10 protein-coding genes and 2 tRNA genes are annotated in these 10,316 nt (G+C 70.2%); 6 read left to right on the top strand and 6 right to left on the bottom strand.

All coding sequences use genetic code 11. The features are described from left to right. From V8688_RS29455 to V8688_RS29445, 3 genes are all read right to left on the bottom strand, one after another. The coding region (locus V8688_RS29455) for a DUF6596 domain-containing protein (protein ID WP_342802163.1) at positions 1–1,158 on the bottom strand (1,158 nt) is incomplete at its 3' end. After that, positions 1,155–1,550: a YciI family protein gene (locus V8688_RS29450; protein WP_218721493.1), complete on the bottom strand. Its 396-nt coding sequence runs from the start codon at positions 1,548–1,550 to the stop codon at positions 1,155–1,157. The genes V8688_RS29450 and V8688_RS29455, both read right to left, overlap by 4 nt. A gap of 107 nt (positions 1,551–1,657) precedes the next feature. Further along, the gene (locus tag V8688_RS29445; RefSeq protein ID WP_342802162.1) at positions 1,658–2,878 is read right to left on the bottom strand and encodes an FAD-dependent oxidoreductase; all 1,221 of its coding nucleotides are present in this window, start codon (positions 2,876–2,878) and stop codon (positions 1,658–1,660) included. Positions 2,879–3,022: 144 nt separating this feature from the next. Here V8688_RS29445 and V8688_RS29440 point away from each other — a divergent pair, with 144 nt between their 5' ends. After that, positions 3,023–3,667 (top strand): DsbA family protein, encoded by a 645-nt coding sequence (locus V8688_RS29440; protein WP_218721491.1) that lies wholly within the window; start codon positions 3,023–3,025, stop codon positions 3,665–3,667. Between the two features lie 46 nt (positions 3,668–3,713). On the opposite strand, the gene V8688_RS29435 is transcribed toward V8688_RS29440, so the two are convergent. Then, positions 3,714–4,631 carry a M48 family metallopeptidase gene (locus tag V8688_RS29435; RefSeq protein WP_342802164.1) on the bottom strand — a complete coding sequence of 306 codons (918 nt, stop codon included), beginning with the start codon at positions 4,629–4,631 and terminating at the stop codon, positions 3,714–3,716. Positions 4,632–4,979: 348 nt separating this feature from the next. On the opposite strand from V8688_RS29435, the gene V8688_RS29430 reads away from it, so the two are divergent. Next, positions 4,980–5,453 carry a ribose-5-phosphate isomerase gene (locus V8688_RS29430; RefSeq protein ID WP_019045753.1) on the top strand — a complete coding sequence of 158 codons (474 nt, stop codon included), beginning with the start codon at positions 4,980–4,982 and terminating at the stop codon, positions 5,451–5,453. A gap of 50 nt (positions 5,454–5,503) precedes the next feature. Then, positions 5,504–6,307 carry a DNA-formamidopyrimidine glycosylase family protein gene (locus V8688_RS29425; protein ID WP_218721490.1) on the top strand — a complete coding sequence of 268 codons (804 nt, stop codon included), beginning with the start codon at positions 5,504–5,506 and terminating at the stop codon, positions 6,305–6,307. On the opposite strand, the gene V8688_RS29420 is transcribed toward V8688_RS29425, so the two are convergent. Beyond that, positions 6,258–6,890 carry an XRE family transcriptional regulator gene (locus V8688_RS29420; RefSeq protein WP_342802161.1) on the bottom strand — a complete coding sequence of 211 codons (633 nt, stop codon included), beginning with the start codon at positions 6,888–6,890 and terminating at the stop codon, positions 6,258–6,260. The genes V8688_RS29425 and V8688_RS29420 overlap by 50 nt on opposite strands. Positions 6,891–6,982: 92 nt before the next feature. Here V8688_RS29420 and V8688_RS29415 point away from each other — a divergent pair, with 92 nt between their 5' ends. Further along, positions 6,983–8,200, top strand: coding sequence for an MFS transporter (locus V8688_RS29415; RefSeq protein ID WP_342802160.1), 1,218 nt, complete (start codon positions 6,983–6,985; stop codon positions 8,198–8,200). 57 nt (positions 8,201–8,257) lie between these two features. Here the strand turns inward: V8688_RS29415 and V8688_RS29410 are convergent, their stop codons facing one another. After that, complete coding sequence (locus V8688_RS29410) at positions 8,258–9,214, bottom strand: GGDEF domain-containing protein (protein WP_110039617.1); 957 nt, start codon at positions 9,212–9,214, stop codon at positions 8,258–8,260. Positions 9,215–9,912: 698 nt separating this feature from the next. On the opposite strand from V8688_RS29410, the gene V8688_RS29405 reads away from it, so the two are divergent. Both V8688_RS29405 and V8688_RS29400 read left to right on the top strand, forming a co-directional pair. Further along, positions 9,913–9,983 (top strand) — tRNA-Gly (locus V8688_RS29405). A gap of 41 nt (positions 9,984–10,024) precedes the next feature. After that, a tRNA-Pro gene (locus V8688_RS29400) sits at positions 10,025–10,101 on the top strand. Positions 10,102–10,316 lie beyond the last annotated feature (215 nt).

Raw genomic sequence — 10,316 nt, 5'->3', positions numbered from 1 at the left:
CGGCACGCTCGCCGTCTGCTTCGCGGCCAGCTGATACTGCGCGACGGCGGCGGCGTCCTCGCCCGCCATCTCGTGCAGGTGCCCGCGTACCGCGGCGAGCCGGTGGGAGCGGGCCAGCGGCTCGGCCACCGTGTCGGCGACCGCGAGCCCGGCGGCCGGGCCGTGCACCATGGCGGTCGCCACCGCCCGGTTCAGGGTGACCATCGGATTCGGGTTCGCCCGTTCGATCATGGTGTAGAGCACCAGGATCCGGGCCCAGTCGGTGTCCTGGACGCGCGCGGCCTGGGCGTGCAGGCCCGCGATCGCGGCCTGGAGTTGGTAGTTCCCGGTGAGCCCGGCGGACATCGTCGCGGTGAGCAGGCGCAGCCCCTCGGTGATCTGGGCGCGATCCCAGCGGGTGCGATCCTGCTCGTGCAGCGGGACCAGTTCGCCGTGCGGACCCGAGCGCGTGGCCCGGCGGGCATCGGTGAGCAGCATCAAGGCGAGCAGGCCGGTGACCTCGGTGTTCTCGGGCAGCAGGGCCCGTAGCGCGCGGGTCAGCCGGATCGCCTCGGCGGAGAGGTCGCCGCGGCGCAGCCCCGCGCCCGCGCTGCTGGTGTGACCCTCGGTGAAGATCACGTACAGCACCTGCAGCACCGCGCTCAGCCGCGCGCTGTCCTGCGCGCCGTCGGCGAACGGACGCTCCGATTCGGCCAGGCGCTTCTTCGCGCGGGAGATGCGTTGCGCCATGGTCGCTTCCGGGACCAGGAAGGCGGCGGCGATCTCGGCGGTGCTCAGGCCGCCGACGGCGCGCAAGGTCAGCGCGATCGCGCCGGCGGGCGGCAGATCGGGGTGGCAGCACAGGAAGTACATGTCGAGGGTGTCGTCGCGGCCGCTCGCCTCGACCGGCACCTCGCGCACGAACACCGTGGTCTCCCTGCGCCGCCGCGCGACCTCGGCGCGTACCGCGTCGGCCATCCGGCGCTGGGCGACCTGGATCAGCCAGCCGCGCGGATGCTCCGGTAGTCCCTCGGTCCGCCATTGGGTCGCCGCGGCCAGCAGCGCGTCCTGCACGGCGTCCTCGGCCAGGTCGAAATCGCCGAACCGGCGGACGAGAACACCGAGGACCTGCGGGGCGAGTTCGCGCAGCAGGTCCTCGATGCGGGGCGTCGTGCTCACTCCGCGGGCGCGCTCATGACCTGGCGCACCTCGATGTACTCGCCGATCGGCTTGCCGCCGGGCCCGGGCGCGGCCGAGGCCTGCGCGGCGATCTCGATCGCGCGCTCGCGCGAGTCGACGTCGACGACCCAGTAGCCGGCCAGGAACTCCTTGGTCTCGGGGAACGGGCCGTCGGTGACCACCGGCGCCGAGCGGCCGTCGGAGACCACGATCAGTGCCTGATCCGGTCCGGCCAAGCCCTGGGCCTCGACGAGTTCGCCCGCGGCGGCGAGCTGTTCGCCCAGCGCCCGCTGGAAATCGATGTGGGCGGCGATGTCCTCGGGCGCCCACTCGGGCAGCGGGGTGCTGCAGTAGGCGGCGTCGGCGTAGGTCTTGACCAGCATGTACTTCATCGCATAGCTCCTGGGGGTCGCGGGCGCCCGGCGGGCGCGCTCGAGACATGGTCGGAGCCGGCGCGCGCCGTTCGACACGTCGGCTCCGGGCTTTGATGTGAACTGGATCACAGTGGAATGTCGGGGTCGGCCAGCCGCTCCGGATCGACCGGCTCGCCCGCCAGGATCAGCTGCTTGATTCGCTCGGTCACGTCCCAGACGTTGACATTCATGCCCGCCACGACCCGGTTCTGCGGGTCCAGCCAGAACGTCACGAACTCGCGTTCGGCCTGGTCCCCGCGCACCACCACGCGCACGTCGTCATCGCGGCCGACATAGCCGGTGTACTCCATGCCGACGTCGTACTGATCGCTGAAGAAGTACGGGAGCCGATCATAGGAGGCGGGCTTGCCCAGCATGGTCAGCGCCGCCACGGCGGGCTGATTGAGCGCGGTGGCCCAGTGCTCCACCCGGATGGGCCGGTTCAGCACCGGATGCTGCTGCTCGGCGATGTCGCCGACGGCGACCACGTCCGGGTCGCTGGTGCGCAGCGCCGCGTCGACCACCACACCGCCGTTCGTCGCGAGCCCCGCCGCCAGGGCGCCCTCGATATTGGGTGCCGCGCCCACCGCGACCAGCACCGCCTCGGCGGGCACCACGGTGCCGTCACCGAGTTGCACGCCGGTCGCCACGCCGTCCTCGGTCAGGATCATCTCGACGGTGGTACCGGTCCGCAGGTCGACCCCGTGCGAGCGATGCAGCTCGGCGTAGAACGCGCCCATCTCCGGACCGAGCACGCCGACCAGCGGCAACTCGGCCGACTCGAGCACGGTGACGTCGACCTGCCTGGCGCGCGCCTGGGCGGCGACCTCGAGCCCGATCCACCCCGCGCCGATGATCACCAGTTTGCGGTGCGAGCGCAGCAGCTCGGCGATCACCTCCGAATCCCCGATCGTGCGCAGCGTGTACACATTCGGCGCGGCGGCACCGGGGATGGGCAGCATGCGTGGACGTGAGCCGGTGGCCAGCGCCAGCTTGTCGTAGGTCAACGTGGAGCCGTCGGGCAGCGTCACAGTGTGGGCGGCCGGATCGAAGGCCGTTGCGGTGGTGCCCAGCCGCAGGTCGATGTGGTGATCGCGGTACCAGGATCCCTGGTCGACGGTGAAATCGGGCAGCTGCTGGGTGCCGGCCAGATGCTGTTTGGACAGTGGGGGCCGCTCGTAGGGCAGCTCCTCCTCGGCGGCGAGCACGGTGACCCGGCCGTCGAAGTCGTTGGCGCGCAGAGCCTCGGCCAGCTTGGCTGCACCGAGTCCGCCGCCGATGACGACGAAATGCTGATTCGAGCTCATGAACGGACTCCTTCTCGCGGACGACCGGACTCCCTCGCCTCGAGCCTAGTGCGCGCGATGGCGCACGGGAACGATTCCGGTCGTCGCGGGGTTGCACCAACCGGTGGGCGCGTCGCCCCGCCGAGCTGACCCGAGAGGAAAATCGTGAGCGATCAGGCCACGAAGGACGTCGTCGATTTCTGGTTCGATCCGTTGTGCCCCTGGTGCTGGATCACGTCCCGCTGGATCCTCGAAGTGGAGAAGGTGCGCGACATCGAGGCGCGCTTCCACGTGATGAGTCTGTCGGTGCTCAACGAGGGCAAGGACGACCTGCCCGAGCGCTACGTCGACCTGATGGCCGCGGGCTGGGGACCGGTCCGGGTCGCCGTCGCCGCCGCCGAGAAGTCCGGCGACGAGATCCTGTTGCCGCTCTACACCGCGCTGGGCACCCGCATCCACGAGCGCAAGGACGAGTACCAGCGCGACTCCGTCGCCGAGAGCCTGGCCGCGGTCGTCGCCGACGCGCTGGCCGAGCTGGAACTCCCCGCCGAGCTCGCCGAGGCCGCGACCAGCACCGACTTCGACGAGGCGCTGCGCGCGAGTCACCACGCGGGGATGGACAAGGTCGGCCCCGATGTGGGTACGCCGACCATCCACGTCAACGGCGTGGCGTTCTTCGGTCCCGTGCTCTCGCGCATTCCGCGCGGCGAGGACGCGGGCCGGGTGTGGGACGGCGTGGTCGCGCTGGCCTCGTACCCGCACTTCTTCGAGCTCAAGCGCACGCGGACCGAGGACCCGGTCTTCGACTGAGCGACGAACGGGGTGCCGGACTCCTCGGTCCGGCACCCCGCCGTGGTCACACCGGCTTCGGCGGGAGCGCGCGCGGCGCGGTGATCGGTGGATAGCCGCCCGGCGGTGGGATCGCGCCGGGATGGGGCGCGCTCGGGCGCAGGAAAATCGGACCGTGCCTGCTGCGGTCGCGCAGTGCCCACATCCGCCAGGTGAGGACCGGATGGCTGGACATGGCGTTGATCAGCCAGACGAACCCGCCCTTCTCGATCGCGGCCCGATCGGCCATCTCGTCGAAACCGACCTGCGCGTTGAGGTACTTGCCCGCGGCCAGCGTCCCCATCGCGCCGGGCGCGCCCTGATACCGATTACAGAATCCGTGGTTGTCCGCGGTGTACTCCTGGGCCCGGATCAGCGAGGACCCCAGGATCGGCAGCCACGGCGCGACGAACATGCCGAGCTGGCGCCAATACGACACGTGCCCCGCGGCGATATGGCCCACCTCGTGGCCGATGATGAAGGCCAGCGCGTCGGGATCGCGGGCGGTGCCGCCGATTTCGAACAGGTCGCTGTAGACCACGACGAACCGGCGGAACCCGTGTCCGGAGGCGAACGCGTTGATCTGGCCGTTGCCGAGCACGACATAGGCGTCGGGCACCTTGCTCATGCCGAACCGCGCGGCCGCCTCCTGCACCATCCGGTAGCCCTCGGGGAACTGCGTCGGCGACATCTTCACGCCGTTGATCCGCTGGGTCGCGTAGTTGAGACCACGACCCATCCACAGCAGCACCGGCGCGAACACCAGCAGCAGCACATACGGACTGGTCAGGATCGAACCGCTGTCGACCGGCTGTCCCTTGTCGTCGAGCACCGGCTCGGCGAAGAACTCGACCAGCAGGATCAGCGCCACGAGCAGATACGCCACCGTCGTGAACATGATGACGACCACCAGCAGCGGGATCTCCCACGAATGCCGGGCCGGCATCCCGTATGGAGACAGCCCGCGCGGCTGATGCCGCGGCGGGATCGGCGGACCGCCGGGCGGGTGGTAACCGGCCTGCGGCACCGGGGGATACGGGCCGGGGTACTGGGGCGCGGGCGCGTACGGTTGGGCCGGGAAACCGCTGGTCGGCGGGACTGGCTGGGCCCACGGAGACGACGCGGAGCCGGGGTGCGGGGGTGGAACGGGGGTGTCGCCGGTGGTCTTGTCGAGCGACGGTGCCGACTCGGCGGGTGGGCCGGAATGCCCCGGTGGGGGACCTGCCGAAGGCGGCTGAAGCGGTTCGTGCGGGTGCATGAAACGACTCTAAGCGGGCCTGACACAATCGCAGCCATGCGCGTTTACCTGGGTGCCGACCATGCCGGTTTCGAACTGAAGAATCACGTCAAGGCCCATCTGCAGGAGGCCGGACACGACGTCGTCGACTGTGGTGCTCTCGAGTACGACGCCCTCGACGACTACCCCGCCTTCTGCATCGAGGCGGCCCGCCGCACTGTCGCCGATCCGGGCTCGCTCGGCCTGGTCTTCGGTGGCAGCGGCAACGGCGAGCAGATCGCCGCCAACAAGGTCCCCGGCGCCCGCTGCGCCCTGGCCTGGAGCGTCGAGACCGCCAAGCTGGCCCGCGAACACAACAACGCCCAGCTGATCGGCATCGGCGGCCGCATGCACACCACCGCCGAGGCGCTGGCCATCGTCGACGCGTTCCTCGCCCAGGCGTGGTCGGAAGAGCCGCGCCACCAGCGCCGCATCGACATCCTCGCCGACTACGAGAAGTCCGGCGAAGCCCCCGCGGTCCCCGCGTACTGAGGGCCGCCCGCCCGACCGTGAGTTGATCGAGATCGAGGAAGGTGTGTTTCTTGCCTGAGGGGCACACCCTTCATCGCATCGCCCGCCTGCATCAGGAACGGTTCGCCGGTGGCGCCGTGCGGGTTTCGAGCCCGCAGGGGCGCTTCGCCGAGGGCGCGGCGATGGTGGACGGGCAGGTGCTCGAGTCGGCCGAGGCGGTCGGCAAGCACCTGCTGCACCACTACGCGTCCGGGCTGACGGTGCACGTGCACCTCGGGTTGTACGGCACCTTCAGCGAGGCCGAGCTGCCGATGGCGGCACCGGTCGGTCAGGTGCGGATGCGGATGCTCGGCGCCGCCACCGATTTCGGCACCGACCTGCGCGGGCCGACCGCCTGCGAGGTGCTGTTGCCGCCCGAGGTCGACGCACTGACCGCCCGCCTCGGCGCCGATCCGCTGCGGCCCGACGCCGACCACGAACGCGCGGGCGCGCGGATCCGCCGCTCCCGCCGGGCGATCGGCGCGCTGCTGATGGATCAGGCGCTGATCGCCGGTGTCGGCAACGTCTACCGCGCGGAAGTGCTCTTCCGGCACGGCATCTCGCCGTTCCGCCCCGGCACCTCGGTGAGCGCCGCCGAATGGGACGCGCTGTGGGCCGACCTCGTCGCGCTGATGCCGGTCGGTGTGGCCACCGGCCGCATGCACGTCGTGCGGCCCGAACACGACACGGGCGCACCGTCCTACGCTCAGGACCGGCCGCGCACCTACGTCTACCGCCGCCAGGGCGAGCCCTGCCGGGTGTGCGCGACCCCGATCGCGCACGGCGTCATGGACGGGCGAAACCTCTTCTGGTGCCCGACCTGCCAACCGCGCTGAGCCCGCCGGGGGTACTCGCTCTGACGTGGATGCGCTCGCCGTGCGCGCCGAACAGACTCAGGATCTCGACACTGCCGCGGCCGGCCGCGCCGAACCAGTGCGGGATCCGGCAGTCGAACTCGGCCGCCTCACCGGCGCCCATGACGAATTCGTGGTCACCGAGCCGGACGCGCAGCCGTCCACGCAGCACGTACAGCCATTCGTGGCCGTCGTGAACGCGCGGGAACGGCTCGGCGTCGCGGGCGGGGATGACCATCTTGTAGGCCCGGGGCTCCCCGGGATGACGGGAGAGCGGGATCAGCGTCCGGCCGCCGTTGTCGGTGGACTCCTGCGCCACCCGGGGATCGACGACGCGTGGCGCCGCGACGATCTCGTCGAGGCCGATGCCCAGCGCCGTCGTAATCGGCAGCAGCAGTTCGAGACTCGGCTTGCGCTGCCCCGATTCCAGCCGTGACAGCGTGCTCGTCGAGACGCCGGTGGCGCGGGCGAGCGCGGCCAGGCTGACATCGCGCTTGTCCCTGGCCCGGCGCAATCGCGGGCCGATCTGCTCGATCACCGCGCCTACGGTCGGCTGATCCTCCATCCACCCAGTGGAATCCATCCGTCCCGGAAACGGCAAGGTTCTTTGCTGATCGAGCAAGAAGGTCGCGATGCTCGTCGCGGAGGTGATCCGAGATGGATTCGACAAGGGAAACGGACAAAATCACTCCGGTCGCGCGGACGAGCGACCGGCTGCCGACGGGGGTATATCTGCTGGGGTTCAGCCTGTTCGCGATGGGCAGCGCGGAGTTCCTGCTCGCGGGGGTGCTCCCCGACGTCGCGCTCGATCTGGGGGTGCCGCTCGCGTCCGCGGGCCTGCTCATCACCGCGTTCGCGCTCGGCGTGGTCTTCGGTGGACCGCCGTGCGCGGTGCTCGGCCTGCGTCTGCCGCGACGGTCGGCACTATTGGTGACCCAAGCGGTGTTCGCCGCGAGTATCGCGATCGGGCTGGTCGGTGACTATCGGGTGCTGCTGATCTCGCGGGTGGTCGCCGGCGTCGCCTACGCGGGATTCTTCGCGGTCGCGTCGGTGATGGCGGTCCGGCTGGTGACCCCGGACCGCGTCGGGCGCGCGTCCGGGGTCGTGGTGAGCGGACTCAGTGTGGCCATGGTGGTCGGCGGTCCGCTGGGGACGCTGCTGAGCCAGGTCCTCGGCTGGCGCGGCGGATTCGTCGCCGTCGTGCTGTTGACCCTCGCGGGACTGCTCGGCTGCCTGCTCGGAATACCCACGGGCGCAACGGAGTCCGGGGCCGGGCCGCAGGTGCGCCGTGAGCTCGCGGTGATGCGAACGCCCGTGCTGTGGGGGATCTACGCGATCACCATCCTGAGCACCGCGGCCTACATGATCACGTTCAACTATCTGGCGGCGCTGCTGGGGGAGGTCACCGGTATCGCGGCCGTGTGGATCCCGGCCGTCCTCGCGCTGTTCGGCATCGGCGCGTTCGTCGGCCTGTCCATCGGCGGCCGGATCGCCGACCGGCGACCGCATACCGCGCTGCTGGCCGGGACGATCGCCATCGGACTGCTGTCGGTGGTGCTCGCGGCGGCGATGGACCGGGCGTGGGTGGTGGTGCCGGCGGTCTTCGCGCTCGGCGTCGCGGCGTTCGTCCTCAATCCCGCGCTCTACCGCCGGGTCTTCACCATCGCGGCCGCGGCCCCCACGCTCGCCGGGGCCACCACGGTGTCGGCGTTCCAGCTGGGGATCAGCGGCACTCCGGTGCTGGCCGCCGCCGCTCTCACGCACGGCGGCGGTCTCACCTCGGTCAGCCTGATCGGCGCGGTGCTCGCGGTCGCGGCGCTGCCGCTGATCCGGCTCGACGCGACACGTCGAGCCGGATCCGAGCGCACTGCCTGACTACTGTCATCGAAAGGGGTTGAGCCGGAACGCGAAGTGCAGGCTTCGCGATCCGACTCAGCCCGCGACCGCGGTTCCCAGTTCCGGGTCGCCCGATTCGGCGAGCGCGAAACGCCGCCCGCCCGCGGATTTCGCCGAATACATCGCGCGGTCGGCGCGACGCAGCAGATCGGTGAAATCGCACGTCTTTCCCGGCGCGCAGAACGCCGTGCCCACGCTCGCCGAGACCGGTACCGGCCCCGCGCTCGACCACACCGGGTCGCGCAGCGCCGCCACCACGCGGTGCGCCAGTTCGCCGAGGGTGTCGCGCCGCGGGTTGGCGGCGACGACGAACTCGTCACCGCCGTACCGGCAGATCACCGTGTCGGGCGGGCACACCTCGCGCAACCGGTTGGCCAGTTCGACCAAGACCTCGTCGCCGATCGCGTGTCCGTAGCCGTCGTTGATCTGCTTGAACCGGTCCAGGTCGACCACCAGCACACCGACGCCGCGGGTCGGGTCGGCCGCGAAGGCCCGTACCCGTTCCTGCAGCAACGTGCGGTTGGCCAGATCGGTCAGCGCGTCGTGGGTTGCTTCGTGGCGCAAGCGGTGCTGCAGCGCGGCGATCTCCTGTACGCGCAGCGACACTTTCGCCGAGATGTTCTGTTCCTGTTGCGCGAGCGCCCGTTCCTGCAACGCCTGCGCGTAACTGTCGATGGCCTGACTGGCGACCAGCGGCCAGCGGGTGGCCACCAGCGAGCCGGGCACGCCGGAAGGGAAGCCGAGCAGCCAGCGGGTGGCGTGCGCCAGCATCCTGGTTCGTTCGAAGGGCGCCTCGGCCAGCCGGGCGCCGAGCATCCGCGCCTGTGGCACCGGGAACGGTTCGGTCCGCGCCAGATGCAGCAGCCGCTCGACGATCTCGACGAGCACCGGCTCCAACTGGTGCGGCGCCGTGGACGATCCCGGTTCGGCGCATACCGCGCGGGCCCAGGCGCGGGCCATCGCGGCGACCGGTGGCTCGATGTGGACAGTCATCGACATCACCGGCGGTAGGTGGCGACGAGCTCGCCACCTCGATCGTTCGCACTGCTACGCGGTTGAGTCCACCGAGTTCGGCACACGCTCACCGCCCCCTTTCCAGATACCCCCGTCCGGCAAAAAGGATCCTAGCAAGCCACCCGAGACCGAAAAGTCGCGTCGTAGAACGCGTTGCAGGTCTCTCGCGAATGGCGATCGGCTATGACATCGCTGCAGGCGCTCCGGCGTTACACACTTCCCGAAAAAACTTTGGGAAGACCGAAACCTGCAGCGTAGAGCCCATCTCGAGGTGGCGGTCGTTGCCATGTCATGAGGTTCCTCCTGGCCCAAGGGCGAGTCGTGACGAGGTGGCCGAGTGACCACGACTCCCCCCGACAAGGAGCCCGTCACGCGCCATTTCATGGTGGCCTACTCGCCGCCCACGTGCCAGGTTTTTAAGGAAAATTCTCCTATTTATTCCCCCGGTGGAGCAGGCGCCGGTCCCCATGGGCGCGCATCCACCATCGTGGCCGGGAGGGGGTTCGCGTGGATAGGGTCATTAGGCCCTAATCGGGCATCGGCGCCGGCGGAGTCGTCACCGCGGGGCGGGGCGCGTCGCCGTGCTCGCCGGGGGGCGGATTGGCATTTCTCGCGCGGGATTCGGTACAGTCGTGGCGCACACGACATCGTGGCGATCCCATCGATGTCGTATGCCTGCGGGTGTAGTTCAATGGTAGAACCTCAGCCTTCCAAGCTGATGGTGCGGGTTCGATTCCCGTCACCCGCTCAAACATGAATTCCCTCGACGGCGTCGCAGCCCCGAGGTCTCGGGGTGTAGCGCAGCTTGGTAGCGCATCCGCTTTGGGAGCGGAGGGTCGCAGGTTCAAATCCTGTCACCCCGACCATCACCATTCGCCCAGCTCACAGTTGTGCTAGCGCGGTAGGAGTGCACATGTCCACGGAACGCAGGGTCGCGATCGTCACCGGTGCCGCGCGGGGCATCGGCGCCGCCGTCGCCGGCAAACTCGCCGCCGACGGATTCGCCGTCGCCGTGCTCGATCTCGACGCCGCCGCCTGCGCGGACACCGTCGCCGCCATCGAGGCGGCCGGGGGCAGCGCG

Origin of the sequence: Nocardia sp. No.11 (assembly GCF_038752175.1) — a bacterium.
GTDB classification, from domain to species: Bacteria; Actinomycetota; Actinomycetes; order Mycobacteriales; family Mycobacteriaceae; genus Nocardia; species Nocardia canadensis.
Note: the sequence above shows the minus strand (reverse complement) of the source record. Positions and strands in the feature narration are given on the sequence as shown.